The 20,131-nt window shown below is 37.3% G+C and carries 19 protein-coding genes, 1 other RNA gene and 1 other annotated feature; of the genes, 1 reads left to right on the top strand and 19 read right to left on the bottom strand.

The genetic code is table 11. The features are described 5' to 3' along the window. Positions 1-251: 251 nt before the first annotated feature. The 19 genes from GKP30_RS22920 to guaB form a co-directional block, all read right to left on the bottom strand. A complete protein-coding gene (locus tag GKP30_RS22920; protein ID WP_216831795.1) occupies positions 252-515 on the bottom strand; it encodes a pro-sigmaK processing inhibitor BofA family protein in 264 nt (87 codons plus the stop codon). Between the two features lie 325 nt (positions 516-840). Then, positions 841-1,050, bottom strand: a complete 210-nt coding sequence (locus GKP30_RS22915; protein WP_216831794.1) for a YaaL family protein — start codon at positions 1,048-1,050, stop codon at positions 841-843. A 24-nt stretch (positions 1,051-1,074) separates the two neighbouring features. After that, complete coding sequence (recR, locus tag GKP30_RS22910; RefSeq protein ID WP_216831793.1) at positions 1,075-1,671, bottom strand: recombination mediator RecR; 597 nt, start codon at positions 1,669-1,671, stop codon at positions 1,075-1,077. A 30-nt stretch (positions 1,672-1,701) separates the two neighbouring features. Further along, positions 1,702-2,013, bottom strand: a complete 312-nt coding sequence (locus tag GKP30_RS22905) for a YbaB/EbfC family nucleoid-associated protein (protein WP_216831792.1) — start codon at positions 2,011-2,013, stop codon at positions 1,702-1,704. Between the two features lie 29 nt (positions 2,014-2,042). After that, positions 2,043-3,746, bottom strand: a complete 1,704-nt coding sequence (gene dnaX, locus GKP30_RS22900) for a DNA polymerase III subunit gamma/tau (protein WP_216831791.1) — start codon at positions 3,744-3,746, stop codon at positions 2,043-2,045. Between the two features lie 117 nt (positions 3,747-3,863). Beyond that, positions 3,864-4,129, bottom strand: an RNA gene (gene ffs, locus GKP30_RS22895) — signal recognition particle sRNA large type. Positions 4,130-4,299: 170 nt separating this feature from the next. Further along, positions 4,300-4,779 carry a tRNA adenosine(34) deaminase TadA gene (gene tadA / locus GKP30_RS22890; RefSeq protein WP_216831790.1) on the bottom strand — a complete coding sequence of 160 codons (480 nt, stop codon included), beginning with the start codon at positions 4,777-4,779 and terminating at the stop codon, positions 4,300-4,302. Between the two features lie 5 nt (positions 4,780-4,784). Further along, on the bottom strand, positions 4,785-4,916 hold the full coding sequence (locus tag GKP30_RS23840; protein WP_268884712.1) for a hypothetical protein: 132 nt from the start codon (positions 4,914-4,916) through the stop codon (positions 4,785-4,787). Positions 4,917-5,018: 102 nt separating this feature from the next. Then, positions 5,019-5,915 carry an oligopeptide ABC transporter permease gene (gene opp4C, locus GKP30_RS22885; RefSeq protein ID WP_216831789.1) on the bottom strand — a complete coding sequence of 299 codons (897 nt, stop codon included), beginning with the start codon at positions 5,913-5,915 and terminating at the stop codon, positions 5,019-5,021. Between the two features lie 10 nt (positions 5,916-5,925). Then, positions 5,926-6,891 (bottom strand): ABC transporter permease, encoded by a 966-nt coding sequence (locus GKP30_RS22880; protein WP_216831788.1) that lies wholly within the window; start codon positions 6,889-6,891, stop codon positions 5,926-5,928. Positions 6,892-6,971: 80 nt separating this feature from the next. Beyond that, the gene (locus tag GKP30_RS22875) at positions 6,972-8,747 is read right to left on the bottom strand and encodes a peptide-binding protein (RefSeq protein ID WP_216831787.1); all 1,776 of its coding nucleotides are present in this window, start codon (positions 8,745-8,747) and stop codon (positions 6,972-6,974) included. Positions 8,748-8,854: 107 nt separating this feature from the next. Further along, positions 8,855-9,883: an ABC transporter ATP-binding protein gene (locus tag GKP30_RS22870; protein ID WP_216831786.1), complete on the bottom strand. Its 1,029-nt coding sequence runs from the start codon at positions 9,881-9,883 to the stop codon at positions 8,855-8,857. A gap of 3 nt (positions 9,884-9,886) precedes the next feature. Continuing rightward, the gene (locus tag GKP30_RS22865; protein WP_216831785.1) at positions 9,887-10,870 is read right to left on the bottom strand and encodes an ABC transporter ATP-binding protein; all 984 of its coding nucleotides are present in this window, start codon (positions 10,868-10,870) and stop codon (positions 9,887-9,889) included. 67 nt (positions 10,871-10,937) lie between these two features. Beyond that, on the bottom strand, positions 10,938-11,405 hold the full coding sequence (locus tag GKP30_RS22860) for an Lrp/AsnC family transcriptional regulator (RefSeq protein WP_216831784.1): 468 nt from the start codon (positions 11,403-11,405) through the stop codon (positions 10,938-10,940). Between the two features lie 403 nt (positions 11,406-11,808). Beyond that, on the bottom strand, positions 11,809-13,089 hold the full coding sequence (gene serS / locus GKP30_RS22855; protein WP_216831783.1) for a serine--tRNA ligase: 1,281 nt from the start codon (positions 13,087-13,089) through the stop codon (positions 11,809-11,811). Between the two features lie 180 nt (positions 13,090-13,269). Further along, positions 13,270-13,506: a binding site (T-box leader), on the bottom strand. A gap of 11 nt (positions 13,507-13,517) precedes the next feature. Then, positions 13,518-14,111, bottom strand: a complete 594-nt coding sequence (gene pdxT / locus GKP30_RS22850; protein ID WP_216831782.1) for a pyridoxal 5'-phosphate synthase glutaminase subunit PdxT — start codon at positions 14,109-14,111, stop codon at positions 13,518-13,520. Positions 14,112-14,145: 34 nt separating this feature from the next. Further along, positions 14,146-15,030: a pyridoxal 5'-phosphate synthase lyase subunit PdxS gene (pdxS, locus tag GKP30_RS22845; RefSeq protein ID WP_216831781.1), complete on the bottom strand. Its 885-nt coding sequence runs from the start codon at positions 15,028-15,030 to the stop codon at positions 14,146-14,148. 161 nt (positions 15,031-15,191) lie between these two features. Then, a complete protein-coding gene (locus tag GKP30_RS22840) occupies positions 15,192-16,559 on the bottom strand; it encodes a D-alanyl-D-alanine carboxypeptidase family protein (RefSeq protein WP_216831780.1) in 1,368 nt (455 codons plus the stop codon). A gap of 119 nt (positions 16,560-16,678) precedes the next feature. After that, the gene (gene guaB, locus GKP30_RS22835; protein WP_216831779.1) at positions 16,679-18,142 is read right to left on the bottom strand and encodes an IMP dehydrogenase; all 1,464 of its coding nucleotides are present in this window, start codon (positions 18,140-18,142) and stop codon (positions 16,679-16,681) included. Between the two features lie 163 nt (positions 18,143-18,305). Between guaB and GKP30_RS22830 the strand changes: the two genes are divergently transcribed. Next, positions 18,306-19,277 carry a YaaC family protein gene (locus tag GKP30_RS22830; RefSeq protein ID WP_216831778.1) on the top strand — a complete coding sequence of 324 codons (972 nt, stop codon included), beginning with the start codon at positions 18,306-18,308 and terminating at the stop codon, positions 19,275-19,277. Positions 19,278-20,131 lie beyond the last annotated feature (854 nt).

Genomic DNA, 20,131 nt, shown 5'->3' with positions numbered 1-20,131 from the left:
CGTTTTTAAAACATTGACGAGATATCATGTATCTCTTTATTTCGCTTGGCTTTTTGTTCAGTTTTCAAAGAACTTTTGTGCTGTGTTTAACAGCGACTTTATTATATTAACAAACCGACAAACAGTTGTCAATATGTTTTTTTGAAACATTTCATCGCTCATTGGCGACAAATAATAATATATCACGAATGACAATGTCATGCAACACTTTTTTAATAAAAAAAGAAAACAATGAGTAAAACTCATTGTTTCTATAAAACAAACTGTTCAACTGCAATTAATAGTAATAATCCAGGAATGCCTAAAAATCCTGATACTGAAGCAGTAACTACATTAATTGGAATATGATAATCAATTAGAGAACCGAATGCATTTAAGAAGAATAAAAAAAGCGCTCCAATCATTAATTTTACCGCTGCCTGCCCTACAAACCGTAGGGGTTTTATAGGTGCTCCTACAATCAATAGTAGAAATATGAGGCCTCCAATCAAAGCAACAATTAAAATAGGATCCATCTTTTCCGTTCCCCTTTCCTATCTTTATACTAGGCTCTTTTCTCAAAGTTGTTGCTCTATACTTTCGGACGGTATCCATCAAATTCACGCAAAGCACTCAAGAAAGCCAGTCCAAAAGTAACTATATATATGAAAACAACCTTTTACAAAAACAACGTGCTTGTCTCAATAACAGACTAAGCTAATAAATGAAATGATACATACATAAAATAGTTAACTTCTTCAGCTTATGATCAGCATATTGTTTTTGTATTGTCCAAGCTACTACTACGTATATGAAGCAAACAACAAAAAAAGAACGCAAGGAAATTATTCCTTTACGTTCTTATTTCGTTTGCCTCACTCTTGCTTCTCTTAACAAAAAGAAGTATTTGGCTTCAGTAATTTTTAATTCATTTAAAACCATCGGTGAAGGATCTAAACTCTTTTTTACTAATAGTTGTTGATTGGTTAATTGTTGTTTCATCTCATCAATCAATGATAGTAACCTCTCGTTTTCAACTTTACGTATACGCTGTTTTTTCTTAAAAAGCATCGTTCCACCCCAATCGAAAAAAAATTATAACTCTCGTCTTCCTTCAATCGCTTTAGACAATGTCACCTCATCGGCATACTCTAAATCTCCTCCAACAGGAAGCCCGTGAGCAATTCGAGTAACTTTTATTCCCGTTGGTTTAACTAAACGAGAAATATACATGGCCGTTGCTTCTCCTTCAATATTAGGGTTGGTAGCAATGATGATTTCTTGAACCGTTTCGTCTTGTAGTCGCTTGAGCAGCTCTGGAATTTTGATATCCTCTGGACCAATACCATCCATTGGAGAAATAGCTCCATGCAAAACATGATATAGGCCAAAGTATTCTTTCATCTTTTCCATAGCGATTACATCTTTTGCATCTTGAACAACACAAATAATCGAACGGTCTCTCTTCGTATCCTCACATATTCTACAAGGATCGGTATCAGTGATGTTGTGGCAGACTGAACAATAAGATAAGTTTCGTTTAGCATTTACTAATGCTTTCGCAAAGTCTAGAACATCATCTTCCTTCATATCTAGAACAAAAAAGGCCAGACGACTGGCTGTTTTGGGGCCGATGCCTGGCAATCTCATAAAGCCTTCCATTAATTTAGCTATTGGTTCAGGATACTGCAAACACTTGACCTCCTTAGGTGTTACATCCCATTAAAACAATCCTGGCATGTTCATCCCTTTTGTATATTTACCCATATCCTGTTCAACTAACTCATCTACCTTTTTCAACGCTTCGTTCATTGCTGCTAAAACTAAATCTTGTAGCATATCTACATCATCAGGATCTACAACTTCCTCTGAAATCTTAATATCTAAAATACGTTTATCTCCACTTGCAACAACTGTGACCATTCCGCCACCAGCAGTAGCTTCTACAGTCTTTTCTTTTAACTCTTCTTGTGCTTGCATCATTTGTTTTTGCATCTTTTGTACCTGTTTCATCATTTGTCCCATGTTTTTCATAATAAAAAACCTCCAAAATATTATTATTATTATTTACTTTCAACTATCTCTATTAAGTCAGAGCCCACTAGTTTTATGGCCTCATCAACAATTGGATCTGCTTCTGATTGCGATAAATCTTCATCGCCACGTTGTTCCTTTAAGAAGTCTTCTTTTATTTTATCCCATTGAATAGATAAAATCGAAAAGAATCCAATTTGTTTTTGATACACTTGCGTTAATACACTTTCTACATCAGAACGAAACTTCGTTTCAATCATATCTCTATGCATCTCATTTTGAAATGCAAGTATCACATTATCATTAGAAGCGGCAACTGGTTTACAATCACTTAACCACGCCTGAGCTGGAACACTATACTGCTTCACTCGTTCCATCACTTGTCCCCATTGACTACTAACAAGTTGTAAATCTTGCTTTGTCGCTTTCTTTAAAACTTCTTTTACTTGGGGAGAAGCTCCTTTATTACCAATAGAGGCAGAACCTTTACGTTGCAATGGTTTACTTGGTTCCTTTCGTTGCTTTTCAGCAGAAGGAATAACTACTTGTCCAGACTTAAGATCTTTTAGCTCTTTTTCTAGACTCTCCAACTTTTTTTCAAGAAAAGCAACTTTCTCATCATCAATAGCAGCTGATGTATTGGCAGGCACAGATGATTGACACAGTTTAACGATAGCTAATTCCAAAAAAATCTTTCCTTGTGTTGCCCACTTCATCGCTTGTTGGCTTTCGCTCAATTGGTGTAACCACTCATAAATAGAGGGGGCTGAAATGTCAGCAGCTAACTCCTTAAATGAGTCATCCACTCTTGCCCTTTCTAACATTGCTTCAAGTGAAGGGGAAGTTTGGTATAAAAGAATATCTCGATAATAATAAATCAAATCTTCGATAAATCGTTGCGGATCTTTTCCTTCTGCAAGAAGTAAGTTAACAGCTTTTAATGCCTGAACAGAGTTTTTCTCTTGTATTGCATTGACAATTTCATATAAAAAATTCTGTGATACAGCTCCTGTAATCGAAAGAACATCTTCAAGTGTAACTGCTCCTTCAGAGTAAGACATCGCTTGGTCTAATAAACTTAGTGCATCACGCATCCCTCCATCGGAAGCGCGCGCCACCATTTGAAGCGCATCATCATTCACTTCAGTATCGTAATGACTAACAATAAATTTCATCCGAGCAACTAAAGCGTCGTTCGAAATCCTTTTAAAGTCAAAGCGCTGACAACGTGAAATGATGGTTAAAGGTATTTTGTGTGGCTCAGTCGTTGCTAATATAAAAATAACGTGTTTCGGTGGTTCCTCTAATGTTTTTAATAAAGCATTAAAAGCACCTGTAGATAGCATATGAACCTCATCAATGATATACACCTTATAACGAACTTCATTTGGTGCAAATTTCACTTTATCACGGATATCTCGTATTTCATCAACACCATTATTAGAAGCTGCATCGATTTCAATAACATCTACAATCGATCCGTCAGTAATTCCTTTACACGATTTACATTCATTACATGGTTCAGGTACAGGTGCCTTTTCGCAGTTGATTGCTTTAGCAACAATTTTTGCAGCACTTGTTTTCCCTGTTCCCCTAGGTCCTGTGAAGAGATAAGCATGGGAAAATTTATTATGTACCAATGCATTTTGTAGCGTCTGCGTAATATGCTCTTGTCCAGCAATATCTCCTAACTGCTGCGGGCGCCATACACGATATAGTGCTTGATATCCCAATAACTTCTCCTCCTCGGTCACTATTGTATTCATTATACCTTAACTATACTTGTTTTTTCAAAAAAACAATAAAAAAAACAGCTTTAAAAAGCTGTTTTTACATTTAATATATTAAAGCCGTGCACCTTCTTTCGATCAAGCTGCCCCAAGCGTTACCTAAGCAGTTAGCTCGGCCCAGGCGACTCTGCGGCACACGGAAGGGGCCACTTACTGCTGCTTCCTTCCGGACCTGACAGGGTTCATGGGTTTCCGTTGCGCAGAACCCAAACGTCAACACCACTTACTTAGGTCAGACCTTACGACAACAAGACCTCGAGAAGGGATTCAGCCTCGCTACAGCGGATTGCGAGTACAGGGCACCGCTACCTCCCCACCTAGCACGACAAATTTAATAACAATTTTAAGTGCGTCTCTTATGTGACGCATAACCTAGTATAGAGGTTTTCAAATCAAAATGCAATAGTAATACATTCTTGAAGTGGTTTTTATTTCCGAGGTAATTTATTTAACCCCTTTGAACCTCTGTATATATTATATCATAATTGCCAACTGATTATTTACTAATCTTATGTTTTTGTCTTAATCTTTTAAAGAAATCTTTCAATAACTTGGCACACTGTTCTTCTAGTATACCTTTCGTCACTTCTGACTGATGATTAAAGCGTTGGTCCTGAAGTAGGTTATAAAAAGTTCCTGCACAGCCTGCCTTAGGGTCAACTGCACCGTAAACAACACGTTTTACACGTGACTGCATGATCGCGCCAGCACACATCGGACAAGGTTCTAGTGTCACATATAATGTACAGTCTATTAATCTCCAACTTCCTAATTGTTCGCATGCCTTTTCGATTGCTAACATTTCCGCATGTGCATTCGCCTGCTGTGTCTTTTCTCTTAAGTTAAAAGCAGAAGCGATGACTTGATCATCTTTAACGATTACAGCACCAATCGGTACTTCATTTATCTCCATCGCTTTTTTTGCTTCTTCTATTGCTAATTGCATAAAGTATTCATCAGTATATTCCACATTCATATGTATTATTGCCTGTCCTTCCCACGTTGCTGTATATCTTCTTCAAGTCTTTTCACACTCACCCAACGTAGAAATGTTTTTTCCATCGAGTCAAGTTGACTTTTTTGTAATTGATTACGCATTTTATTATCTTTCATCTTTCCATTCCTCTCTTAAAACGACCTATTAACAAGTATTATTCAGTCACAAGTTCTTATTCACGAAGTTGAAAAAAAATCCCTGCAAAGGCAGGGATTTTTTTAACGTTTTGTCTTCGGATCAAATGCATCACGAAGTCCATCACCTATAAAGTTAATAGCTAATACTGTTAATAGAATAGCCAAACCTGGTGGAATCCACGCTTCAGGATGTTGTGTTAATACCCTTAAACTACGCGCTTCTGTAACCATATTCCCCCAAGTAGGAGTCGGTTGTGGAATTCCAAATCCGATAAAGCTTAGCCCTGACTCAATGATAATCATAGTCGCCATCATTAATGTCGCATTTACAATGATTGGACCAACTGCATTTGGTAAGAAGTGCTTTGCAATTATGCGGAAATCTGAACAACCAATAGAACGTGCACCGAGGATAAATTCTTTTTCACGTAAGGATAAGAATGTTCCACGGAGAATCCTCGTTATATTCGGCCAGGTGGTTAATGCAATAATCGTAACAAATATCGGTACACTAATTTTCTCTAAGATTGCCATAATCGTAAGAACTAATAGTAAGAACGGGAATATAAGCATCAAGTCAGCAGCTCTCATAATCAAACTGTCGATTTTACCGCCATAATATCCTGCTAATGAACCTAATACAACTCCAATTAATAGTGTAAAGGCCATCGCAGTAACCCCAACAGTTAATGATATACGTGAACCATATACCATACGAGCAAAGTTATCACGTCCAGAACTATCAGTACCTAACCAGTGCTCTGCACTAGGTTTCGCCATGACATTCATGAGATTAGATTTTGTCGGGTCATGAGTTGTTAATACTGGTGCAAAAAGTGCTACTAAAACAAAGAATACTAAAATAAAAATCCCAGCAACTGCAAGTTTATTACGAAGGAAGCGACGCATTGCAAGCTGAAGAGGGCTCGCACTTTTTGCAGGTTTTTGAGTTTGTTCAACATTGGTTGTATTATTCATCGCGCTCACCTCAATCGTAACGTATTCTTGGATCTACTACAGCATAGAAAATATCAGCAAGTAAGTTACCTATTAGTATGGTTACAGCTAATAGTAAGTTAATTGCCATAATAACTGGATAATCTCTATTCATAATAGAATTTAAAAACAGTGTTCCTAAACCAGGGTAGTTAAATACTGCCTCTGTAATAACGGCACCACTTAACAAAGTTCCAAATTCAAAACCGAGTAGAGTAATAATCGGAATTAATGCATTTCGAAGCGTATGCTTATAAAGTACAGGTCTTGGTCCTAAACCTTTAGCCTTTGCTGTACGAATAAAGTCACTTCCCATAACTTCCATCATTTCTGTTCTCATATAACGCATATAAATAGCTGTACTAGCAAGTCCCAGCGTAAACCCAGGTAAAACTAAATGTCTTAACTTATCAAAGAAAAGTTCAAATCCTGTTAATCCAATCGTCGAAACAGTACCCTGTGACGGGAACCAGCCTAATTGGAATGAGAATACGTAGATACCAATTAGTGCCGCAAAGAAGTTCGGAGTTGCAAGACCGAGAAAAGCAAATGTAGTTGCACTATAGTCAAGCAAAGAATATGGTTTTTTCGCAGAATAAATTCCAATAGGAATCGCAACTAAGATCGTTATAAAGAGTGAAAATAGTGATAGATATAACGTGTTCATAATACGTGAACTAATTAGCTCACTAACTGAACGTCCTGTATAGTGCATTGATTGTCCAAAATCGCCTACTGCTACTGATGATAGCCAATTCCAATATTGAACTGGTAATGGGTCATTTAACCCTAATGCTTCTCTTCGCTCTTCCAACACTTCAGCTGGAATATTCGGATCTAAAATTTCACCAGATAATGGGTCTCCAGGTGCTGCATACGCTAATGCGAAAATAACAACTGTAACGATAAAAAGCATAGGTATAAATTGCAAGACCCTTCGAATGATGTACTTATACATGATTGTCCTCCTCCTACTCAGTAAAAGGGGGTGCATAGCAGGTCTAGACCATACACCCATGTACTTCTACTAAAAGAAAATTATTGTTCTAACCACCATAAATGCGCATCAGCATTTACATTACGAGGTTTTACTGTCCATCCGTGGAACTTAGTATTGAATGCAACGTTTACGTTAGCACTGTATAACGGTAATGCAGGAAGTTGCTCCGAGTAGTAGTTAGCCCACTCACGGTAAACTTCTTGACGGTACTCAAGGTCAAATGCTTCTGGAGTTTGTAGAGCTTTATCTAATAACTCATCACTCTTAGCGTCATCCCAACGTAAGTAGTTGTATGGAGCAGTTGATCTGTGGATACCAGATGGATCTGGGTCACCAGTAGATAATCCCCATCCAGCTAAGTAAAGATCCCAATCTGTGTTGTTTTTCTCTACTAGCTCGAAGTGAGCAGCAGCTTCACGAGGACTACGCATGTTTACACGAATACCTACAGCTTCAAGATTTTCTTTAATGATTGGAGCTGTACGCTCACGTACTTGGTTACCTGTTGGGTAGTCAAGGTTTAAAGTAAGCTCATTACCATTTGGATCTTCACGGAAACCATCTCCATTAGTATCTTCGTAACCAGCTTCGTCTAAAATTTCGATCGCTCTTTCTGGGTTGAAATCATATTGGTTTACTGCATCTGGATCAAATGCCCAAGAAGCTTCTGGGAACGGAGCATTTAATACAGTACCAGAACCGTAAAGTAATCCATCTACGAAACCTTGACGGTTAACAGCAAATGCAATTGCTTGACGTAAGTTAACATCTTGTAACTTTTCGTTTGGAACCCATCCAGACTTGTCAGTCCAGTTATCTTGCTCACTTGCAGAGTGATGAAGCTTGAAGCCCATGTATTGGTATCCAAAGTCTTGATCTTGTACTAGAGTAACGTTTGGCATAGCTTCTACATCTTGTGCGTCAGCAGATGGTACTCCACCAGGAAGACCAACCATGTGAAGCTCTTCGTTTTGAAGTTGTCCAAGCATTACGTCTTGGTTAACTACTTTCCAAACTACACGATCAAGGTAAGGCTTACCTTTCCAGTAATCTTCGTTACGCTCTAAAATGTATTGTTGTCCTTCTAAAATATCAGTTAATTTGAAAGGACCAGTACCAACTACTTCACCAGCATTACGAGAAGCTGTGTGCTCAGGCATATCCTTTACAGCCACATCTTCGAACACGTGCTTAGGAATGATTGGGAAACTAGTGTATTGGTTTGCAGTGATACTAGGCTCTTTGAACGTGAATTTAACTGTGTACTCATCAACTGCTTCAACACCTGCTAAAGTATCAGCTTCACCAGCAACATACTCTTCGTAACCTACTAATTGGTTTACGTAGTCAACACGTACTCCACCAGCAGCAGTGTAATCAGGATCAGCAATTGCAGTATATGTGAATACTACGTCATCAGCAGTAAAGTCTTCACCATCATGCCATTTAACGTCTTCTTCTAAGTAGTAAGTTAATTCAGTGTACTCATCGTTAAAATCCCACTCTTTTGCAAGTGAAGGAATCCATTGTAGCTCTTCATCTAATGAGATTAGAGCCTCATGAGTGAAATCTAAAATGTTTGCTTCATAAGAATCTGAGTAGAATATTGGGTTAAATTGTCCTGCTGGAGCAGAGAACATTGCAGCATTGATTGTTCCACCTTCTGTTGGCTCACCAGCAGCTTGCTCTTCACCTTGCTCAGTATCTTCTGTTGGATCAGTTGTAGGCGCTTCGTCTCCGCCGCCACCACAAGCAGCAAGGATCGTACTTAGTGATAAAGCACCAGCTAACATTAATGCTAAACTTTTCTTCATTTTGTTTTCCCCCCTGAAAATGTCTTTAATACATAAAATAACTGTAAAGCTATCTTTCAAACATTCTTCCTTTGAACGATCACCTCCTCAAAAGGTAAAAGCATGTATTAAACTTCTTTTGGTTCAATCTTTGGTTCAGGCTCTGTATATAGGTGACATGCTACGTAGTGACCATCTCCCATATGTGTTAAATCAGGGCGTTCTACTTTACAGCGGTCATGCGCCTGTGGACATCTCGTATGGAACGAACATCCTGTTGGTGGGTTTGATGGACTCGGTAAATCACCTGATAGTTTGATCTTTTCACGTTTAGCATGAACATTTGTTGACGGTACTGCAGACAATAGCGCTTGTGTATATGGATGAAGCGGCTTGTCATACAATGAATGTTTAGGCGCAATTTCAGCAATTCTACCTAAATACATAACAGCAACACGATCACTTATGTGCTTTACAACACTTAAGTCATGGGCAATAAATAAATAAGTTAGGCCAAATTCGTCTTGTAAGTCGTCCATAATATTTAATACTTGTGATTGAACCGAAACGTCTAATGCGGATACAGGCTCATCTCCAATAATGAACTTTGGTTTTGTTGATAAAGATCTCGCAATACCAATACGTTGACGTTGTCCACCTGAGAACTCATGTGGATATTTCATACGAGCCTCTGGTGGCAAACCAACTTTTCCTAATAACTCGACGACCATGTCTTTACGTTCTTTAGAGGATAGAGTTTTCTGAACAAGCATCGGTTCTTCAATTAACTCGCCTACACTCATTCGAGGGTTAAGAGAAGCATATGGATCTTGGAAAACCATTTGCATATCTCTTCGTAATGGACGAAGTTTTCTTTGGCTAATCGTTGAAATATCATTACCTTCAAACTTAATTGTACCCGACGTTGGATCTAATAAACGTAGTAAAACACGTCCCATAGTTGATTTTCCTGATCCAGATTCTCCAACGATTCCTAAGGTCTCGCCTTTGAAAATATCAAAACTAATATCGTCTACAGCCTTTACATGACCTACTGTACGTTGAAGGACTCCGCCTTTTACTGGAAAGTATTTCTTTAAATTTCTTACCTCTACTAATTTCTCTCGATCTTGTTGTATATTATCTTTGTTAGACATCATTTACTCCTTTCCGTCAAAAAGAACACAACGTACTTTATGTCCTGGACCCGCCTCATAAAGTTCTGGAACGTCGTTTGTACACTTGTCCATAGCATGTTTACAACGCGGAGCAAATCGACAACCTTGTGGGAAATTATGAGCTGGTGGAACCATTCCTGGAATTGCCTCAAGGCGTTCTTTATCATCATCAATTTGCGGCATACTTGCTAGTAGGCCTACTGTATATGGATGTTTAGGATCTGTAAATAATTCTTTTACTTCCGCCTCTTCCACAATTTGTCCACCATACATAACCATCACACGATCAGCAGTTTCAGCTACAACACCTAAATCATGTGTGATCATTAGAATAGATGAACCGAATTCTTCTTTCATATCTATCATTAAATCTAAGATCTGCGCTTGGATCGTTACATCTAGTGCAGTTGTAGGCTCGTCAGCAATCAATAACTTTGGATTACAGGAAAGCGCCATTGCAATCATAGCACGCTGTCTCATACCACCCGAAAGTTGGTGAGGGTATTCATTAATGATCTCTTCTGCACGAGGAAAACCTACTAACTTTAATAACTCCAAAGCCTTAGCATATGCTTCTTTTTTCTTCATTTTCTTGTGCTTCATTAAAGGTTCAGCTACCTGGTTACCAATTGTAAACACTGGGTTTAATGAAGTCATCGGTTCTTGGAAGATCATTCCGATGTCATTCCCACGTACATTAGTCATTTCTTTTTCAGATAGTTTTAGTAGGTCTTTACCTTCTAGCTTAATCGACCCTGCGACAATTTTACCTGGTGGTGATTGAATTAGTTGCATAATTGATAGAGATGTAATACTTTTACCACTTCCTGATTCTCCCACAAGAGCCAGTGTTTCACCTTTACGGATCTCAAAGTCTACTCCATCTACAGCTTTTGCCACTTTCCCATCATCGATGAAAAAGTGCGTTTTTAATCCTTTTACCTCTAAGAGAATATTTTTATCCATTCTTGCACCTCAATCTACTCTGCAATTTGTCTTGCTGCGCTTTTATTTTGTTTATTTTACAAATATTTTAAATTGAATTATTTTTTTCTTGCACGTAAGAAAATGAGTCTTTATATTGTTTCAGTTCTATATTAACGTCAGCGCTTATTATTCCGTCCATTTTAGCCAACTCTTTATTTACAAAATGTACTAAATCTTCATTGCTCTTAAAGTAAGCTTGTATGATCAAATCATGTCTACCTGAAAATGCACCCACAAAACGTACTTCTGAATATTGATTTAGTTGATCTGCAATTTCTTCCTGACTTCCTAGCTTTGTTGATATACCAATAATTGCTTGTACGTTTAAACCTACTTTATTTGGGTTAGTATGGATTACAAACTCAAACACATTTTCTTTTAGCATGCGGTTAATTCTTGTTCGAATTGTGCCTTCACTTACGTCCAACAATTTAGCAATCTCAGTATAAGATCTTTTGCCATTCTCCTGTAAATATCCTAATATAGCAAAATCCATAGTATCTAATTTACTCATGCTACCACATCACTTTACGTTTTCAAATATGTTCACTTAAAAATCTTTACGAAAACCTACACTATTAAATTAATATTTCTGTAAATTTCGTAAAAACTTTTAATTCAATATGCTCATTATAAGTAATATCGTATCTAATTGCAATATTCGTTTTTTCATTTTTTGAATTTTTTATAGAAAAAAATCTCACAAACTATTAATATCAAGGGATTGAAAGCCCTTACAAAAACTGTTTTTTTAAAAAAGTTCTATTTCGAAATTAGAAAAAACACTCGTTTTTTTTTACGAATATGCAAAATACGCTTTTTATATTCCTGAATCTGGTGCTTTTTTAGTAAAACATGTGTTTATATTTTGTAAAGAAAAAAGGCCCAGCTTTAAGAAAGCTAGGCCTAAATTTTACCTATTTCACCGTTATTTTAGTTTTATTCCCCATGTAAGGTCGTAATACTTCTGGGATGATGACACTTCCATCTTCTTGCTGATAGTTTTCCAAGATGGCAGCAACAGTTCGCCCTAATGCCAGCCCAGAGCCGTTTAATGTATGAACAAACTCTGTCTTTCCTTTAGCTTCTCTTTTAAAGCGTATATTAGCTCTTCTCGCTTGGAAATCTGCAAAATTACTGCAAGAAGAGATCTCACGATATGTACCATAGCTTGGGATCCATACTTCTAAGTCGTACTTCTTAGCAGCGGTAAACCCAAGGTCTGCTGTACACATACTCATTACGCGGTATGGGAGCTTTAAAAGTTGTAAAACTTTCTCTGCGTGGCCAGTTAACTTTTCTAATTCGTTGTAAGAGTCTTCAGGTTTAACAAAGCGTACAAGTTCAACTTTATTAAATTGGTGCTGTCGAATAAGACCCCTTGTATCTCTGCCTGCAGACCCTGCCTCTGAACGGAAACAAGCACTAAATGCCGTGTAGGCAATCGGTAGTTGATCAACTGACAGTATTTCATCACGATGTAAATTTGTAACAGGTACTTCTGCGGTTGGGATTAAGAAATAATCCTCTTCACGAATTTTAAAAGCATCTTCTTCAAACTTTGGTAATTGTCCAGTGCCCGTCATACTTGAACGATTTACCATATACGGTGGTAAAACTTCTTCATAGCCATGCTCATCTTCATGTAAATCCATCATAAAATTAATTAAAGCACGCTCTAGTCTAGCACCGAGTCCTTTATAAAAAACAAATCTACTTCCAGTTACTTTAGAAGCTCTTTCAAAGTCTAGAATGCCTAATTCTGTTCCAAGGTCCCAATGAGGTTTCGGTTCAAAAGAAAAATTAGGCTTCTCACCCCACTGACGAACCTCAACGTTATCGTCTTCACTTTCACCTACTGGTACTGATTCATGAGGAATGTTCGGAACTGTTAATAGCAAATAATCCAGTTTCTCTTCTATTGATCGCAATTGCTCGTCTAATTCTTTAACTTGATCAGATACAGATCTCATTTCTAATATAAGATGATCAGCATCCTTCTTCTCACGCTTTAACTGCGCAACTTCTTGAGAAACTGCATTTCTTTTGCTTTTCAATTCTTCAACAGCAACAATGATCTTTCTTCTTTGTTCATCAAGGTCTTGAAATTCATCAATACCTGAAAGATCTTCACCACGCATTTCTAATTTCTTCTTAACTTCATCAAAGTCTTTTCGAAGTACCTTAATATCGAGCATCTATAACCCTCCTGTAGCGTTTCATATACTATTTCCATTATTCACTATTTCCTTACCTTTTGAAAGTCTATACATAGCTAGATAAGTAAAAGTTTGTTAACTCTAATGTAATCGAATTACCTTACACCATATAATGCGTTTTTCAGCTAAAAAAAGACACAAAAAAGCCCTCATCCCTAAATAAGGGACGAGAGCACCCGCGTTGCCACCCTTTTTGCAATCATGATTAGGTTTCTACTTCAGTAAATCAAGATCGCCTCTTAAACAGTTAACGGCTGTTACCGGAAATGCTTCAGGAGTTTCCTTAACATTCACTCAGGGGGCAGAATTCACAACCACATTTGATCGGTTCACACCAACCACCGACTCTCTGCTAACAAACTATGATTGCTACTTGAATCCCTTCAACGCTTTAAATGAATATATGATTAAGCTTGTACTTTTGTATTGATCGATTCACGTACAATGTCTACGAAATACTGGTGAAAACGGTGATCATCTGTTAATTCAGGATGGAACGAACATGCTAGATAATGCCCTTGTCTTGCAACAACAATTTCTTCATTAAACTTTGAAAGAATTTCTACATTCTCGTCCACATCGACGATGAGCGGAGCACGTATAAATACTGCACGTACATCATCACCAATTCCTGTAACTATTAAATCCGTTTCAAAGCTTTCTCGTTGTCTTCCAAATGCATTTCTTTGTACTGTCATATCCATAAACCCTAAATGCCCTTCAGGTTGTCCAACAATATGTTTAGACATTAGTATAAGACCAGCACATGTGCCGAAGATTGGTTTGCCTTTTGCTCCAAATTCCTTTAAAGCTTCAAAGAAACCATATTCATCAATCAGCCTGCGCATCGTCGTACTTTCTCCACCTGGGAAAACAAGACCATCAATATCTTCTAATTGTTCAACCTTTTTAATAATGACAGTTTCTACATCAGGAGCAGCTAAACATTTCACATGTTCACGTACTGCACCTTGAAGAGCAAGCACTCCAATTTTAATCATAATAAAGCTTCCTTTCTAAAAGTAACTGTTGGAATTACCAGCCACGCTCTTGCATACGCTCTGAAGGATTTAAAGAAGAAATTTCAATCCCTTTCATAGCTGATCCTAGATTTTTAGAAAGCTCAGCAATTAACGCATAATCTTGGAAGTGTGTTGTTGCTCTTACGATTGAACGAGCGAACTTCTCAGGATTATCTGACTTGAAGATACCTGATCCAACGAATACTCCGTCTGCACCTAACTGCATCATTAATGCAGCATCTGCAGGAGTCGCTATACCGCCAGCTGCAAAGTTAACTACAGGTAGTTTACCTTCTCTTTGAATTTGAAGAAGGACCTCGTATGGAGCACCAGTATTTTTTGCTTCAGTCATTAGCTCATCCGTTGACATAGAAACAACTTTGCGAATTTGTGACTGAATCATACGCATGTGACGAACAGCTTCTACAATGTTCCCTGTTCCTGGCTCACCTTTTGTACGAAGCATTGCAGCACCTTCACCAATACGACGAGATGCTTCACCGATATCACGAGCTCCACAAACAAAAGGTACTGTATATTCGTTTTTGTTTAGGTGATATACTTCATCTGCAGGAGTTAAAACTTCACTCTCATCGATATAGTCTACCCCTAAAGCTTCTAATACACGAGCCTCAACAATATGACCGATACGACATTTTGCCATTACTGGAATAGAAACTGCATTCATTACTTCCTCAACAATTGTTGGATCGGCCATACGAGATACTCCACCTGCTGCACGAATATCTGCAGGTACACGCTCTAATGCCATTACTGCAACTGCACCAGATGCTTCTGCAATTTTTGCTTGTTCTGCATTAACAACGTCCATGATGACGCCGCCTTTTTGCATTTCTGCCATTCCACGTTTTACGCGATCTGTTCCCGTTTCTACCATTTAGTAATTCCTCCTATACAATTCTCTAAGCTTTTCGTGTTGTCGTATATCGTAGCTATGTAATTCTACCTAGCAACACGCGCACAATATAATAAATTTTCAGTAATTATTGTACCACTTTTCTAAAGTAAAGCAAATGTAAAGAGATAAAGAAGGTTGGATTAGTTAAACCAACCTTTTACTGTATCAGCAACATTAGACCAAACATTTGAGAAAAAGCCACCCACACCACGCATTCCTCGACTAATAAATCCTGCACGTTCTACTGCTTCTGCAGTCTCAACATAAACATATTCATGAGTCAATTCATTACCATATAGATGGCTGTATTCTGTTTCTCCTTGATTGACTGCAGTTAATGTACCAATAACTTCACCTTGCTCTATAGGTGCATTAAGCTCGCCATCCTCTGTAACTAAATCTGAATTTAACTCTAGAAGTGGTTCAAAATTTTCTTCATCACCTGACTTAATTAAGACTTTTAACGGTTCACTCACAGAAACCTTTACTTCACGAGCTTTACCATTAACTACAGGCAATGTAGCTACACCTTCATCAAATAAGTCTTCAAGGTTAATTTCATGTTGAACAAAATTATTAAATCCATAATCTAAAAGTCGTTGTGTTTCCGTAAATCTATCATCTAAATCCTTTAATCGCATGACAACTGAAATTAATGTAACACCATTGCGTTCGGCAACTCCTGTAAAACAATATCCTGCTTCGTTAGTATAACCTGTTTTTAAACCTAACATGCCTTGATAATCATGCTTTAAACCAGGAAGCATTTCATTCCAGTTTCTCATACATGTCCAATCATTCAAACAGCTCTGCGTATCCACATCTGTTAAAATATCGCCTTGAAATTTCTTCATCGGTATGCTTGCTGTATCTAACATCTCTGGAAAATCATTTATTAAGTGAAAAGCTAACTTAGCTGTTGCTCTCGCCGATAATCGATTTTCGTCATTCTCATTTCCAGCCACATGCTTGCCTCTATAAGAACGATTCGGTAAACCTGTAGAGTTAACAAAACTATAATCTTCTAGGCCCATTTCTTCCGCTTTTTCATTCATACGTTCTACAAAAGTAGCATAAGAACCACCAGCAATAACTTCTGCTAATGCGATCGTTGCAGCATTACCAGATTCAATTGCCATTGCTTCATACAAATCTTTAACCGTATAAGTTTCTTCAGGATCCAAAAAGACATTTGAAGAACCAGCCTGATGAGACATGTTACTAATAAAGCTATTTATAGGCACAGTTTGATCCCAAGCAATCGTACCATTATAAATCGCCTCATGAACTAAATACTCTGTCATCATTTTAGACATACTTGCAGGGGGTAACATAACATCGGCATTTTTTTCTACCAAAACTTTCCCCGTATTCGCATCTACTAAAATAGCAGACTCTGCTACTGTATCTATGCTAGCTTCTACTTTTTCGATCGAACCAAAAAAAGTGACAAAAGCTATTGCACAAAGCAGCGTATATGTTACTACTTTTTTATATGTGTATATCATTAACAACCACTCCTCTTTATTCATTACACAAACGGTATTGTAACATATCTGTCCATAAAAAAATAGATAGGTAAAGTACCTATCTATTACAGTTATGTTAAGGGTTTTGAACTATTTGATTACGATTGAATTGAATAATTTGGTGCTTCCTTCGTGATTTGTACATCATGTGGATGACTTTCTCTTAAACCTGCACCTGTAATTCGTATAAATTGACCTGTTTCTCTTAATTCAGTAATCGTTTTTGTTCCACAATAACCCATTCCTGCTCTAATTCCACCAATTAACTGATGAATTGTGTCTGAAAGTGGTCCTTTATAAGGAATACGTCCTTCAATTCCTTCTGGGACTAATTTTTGATTATTTTCTTGGAAATAACGATCCTTACTTCCTTTTTCCATTGCACCGATAGAACCCATTCCTCTATACACTTTAAATTGGCGACCTTGGTAAATTTCACGCTCTCCTGGGCTTTCGGTTACACCTGCTAATAAGCTGCCTAGCATGACTGCATGTCCACCTGCAGCTAAAGCTTTTACGATGTCACCAGAGAATTTGATACCACCATCAGCAATAATTGATACACCATGTTTTCTTGCTTCAGTTGCACAATCATACACTGCTGTAACTTGTGGTACACCTATTCCAGCAATGATACGAGTAGTACAGATAGAACCAGGCCCAATACCTACTTTTACAACACTTGCTCCAGCTTCAATTAAATCTCTAGTTGCTTCAGCTGTAGCTACATTACCTGCAACAATATCAAGATCTGGATACTCTTTTCGTACTTCACGAACTTTTTGTAAAACACCTTGAGAGTGACCATGTGCAGTATCAATAACAATAATATCTACACCAGCTTCAACAAGTGCTTTAACACGCAGCATAGTGTCTGCAGTAACACCTACTGCTGCACCGACAACTAATCTGCCTTGACTATCTTTAGCAGAGTTAGGGAACTCAATCACTTTTTCAATATCTTTAATTGTAATTAGTCCTTTTAGAATGCCTTCATCATCTACAAGTGGTAATTTTTCAATTTTATACTTTTGCAAGATTTTCTCTGCTTCTGCTAATGTAGTCCCAACAGAAGCTGTTACTAAATCTTCTTTTGTCATTACCTCATCAATTTTAATTGAATAGTCTTCAATAAAACGTAAGTCACGGTTTGTAAGAATACCTACTAACTTTTGGTTTTCATTTACAATAGGAACACCTGAAATACGGTATTTGCCCATTAAGTGTTCTGCATCAAATACCTGACGATCTGGTGTTAAATAAAATGGATTTGTAATAACCCCACTCTCTGAACGCTTTACACGGTCCACCTGCTCTGCTTGTTCTTCAATGGACATGTTCTTATGTATAATACCTAGTCCACCTTCACGAGCAATTGCAATAGCCATGCTTGCTTCAGTAACTGTGTCCATCCCAGCACTAATGATCGGCATATTAAGTTTTAGTTTTTCTGTTAGCTGTGTTTTTACCGATACATCTTTAGGAAGAATTTCCGACTTTTGTGGAATGAGCAATACATCATCAAATGTTAACCCTTCTTTAGCAAACTTATTTTCCCACACAATAATTCCCTTCCTCTCCTATAAATAAGTTTATGATTAAAATTTCCTGTAAATATTATTTGTAGCTTAACAATTGGTTAAACTACTGTCAAGAAAGCAAAAGTAGTCCGATTTTTCTAAAAATAATTATTGCAAGCTTTAAGAAGAAAGGGTACTGATTTTCATGCATAATCAACAAAACATTTGGAACATGATCCTAGCATTTCGTTCAACCAAATATACTCAATCAATACTAAAATCTTGCTATGAAGCCAATGGAATTAAAGAAAGTGAAGCCCTTGCTTTTCAGAATACATATCCCTTTATTTATTATCTCGAACACGGGGAAAAGTATTTCACACAAGTTAAAAATTCACCAATTGAAATTAAACCTGTACTACTATTTTATGGCATGGTTCAGCTGATGAAAGCCTGCTTGTTAATGAAAGACCCGTATTATCCAGAAACAAGCCAAGTACTTGCCCACGGAGTAACGACTAGAAAAAGAAAGAAAAGCCAATATATATTTCTTGATGATGAAGTTAAAATACAGAAAAACGGCCTATTATCACATTTTTCTAATAAAATGTTTCATGTGAAACAATTCTCGAGTGAAAAATACAAAATGAGACTTCTACTTCGACAAATATGGGAAATGCACTCCTTATTTATGCAAATTGAAAATAAGAAAAAACCCTATTCTGTCCGTATATCTAGTGCTGACTTTCAAATATCAACAGGTATTCTTGATGAATACCAATTTGGTCTCTCTAGTTTTTGTTCCTACATTTCGGAAAGATCAAAACTAACCTTTCAGCCTATAACAGAAAAACAATCAAACTCTTACTTAACCTTAACTGCCAATTCTTCTATTAGCCCAATACAGTGTCACCCTTTTTTATATGCTGGAAATGGAGAATATTATTTATCTCCCTACAAAAGTGACCTACTAGATGTACCAGAAATTATTATCCATTATTTAATACTCTACAATCTTAGTATGATCTGCAGGTACGAAACCGAATGGTGGGGAGAATTATTCCACCACTATCCTGAAAATGACTATCCTTTTATCAATAACTTTCTAGCTGTAGCTACCGAAAAAGTACCACTACTACTTTTCACTCTTATTAATAAGCAAACGACTTTTAAATAATAGAAGAGTGAACTGTTACGTGCCTGGCACCTCATAAAAGTAAAAAGAAAAAATAAAGAGTAACACAAAGATAAATTGGGCTAGAAAGCACTAATAGTACAAAAGAATAATAATAAAAGAAGCTATTTGATTATTGATGCCTGATAATCTAGACAACTTAATTAAGATTTTTGCATGTAAATTGGTTTTATCGGCGAAACCGTATTTTTGTGACTTTAAAACACACAAAAAAAGCACAATCTCTTTAGATTGTGCTTTTTGACCTAGCGACGTCCTTTAAACCTTTCTTTCCTACGGGGGACTTTAGACGGTGAATTCCTTAGTGTTGCTCTTAGGCAATGTTGTTTTAGAGCAGGGGTTAAAGCAGCTTTAGGGAGTACCGTGGGAAAAGGGACCTGTGAGGCTCTTACACAATACCATGGGATATTTATGCAAATTTCATGCAATAAGGAGCCTATGAGTGCCTTTAACACATACATCGTGATCTATCCAACCACACTTACCTAACTTTAAATAATAATCAACAGAACCAAATAAAAAAACCACAATCGATTTGGATTGTGCTTTATGCCTAGCGACGTCTCTTTAAATCTTTCTTTCCTACGGGGACGTTTTCCATGTCGCCACTTCTTCGATGTTCCTTCATGTAGTTCTACGTAAAAAAAGGTTTCCTCTCTCACAGGGGGACTTGATGTTATTCCCTCGTTACTATTTCATGTTGCTCCCATCGACTTACTCTTTGAAGCGTTGTCTCTTTGAGCCTGTAAATTACTTAATTTTTTTGCATTAAAAAAGCACAATCCATTCAGAATTGTGCTTTTTGTGCCTAGCGACGTCCTACTCTCACAGGGGGA

The organism is Alkalihalobacterium elongatum (genome assembly GCF_019024285.1).
Lineage (GTDB): Bacteria > Bacillota > Bacilli > Bacillales > Bacillaceae_F > Alkalihalobacterium > Alkalihalobacterium elongatum.
The sequence above is the reverse complement of the archived record's forward strand: the minus strand, read 5'-3'. Positions and strand labels throughout refer to the sequence as shown.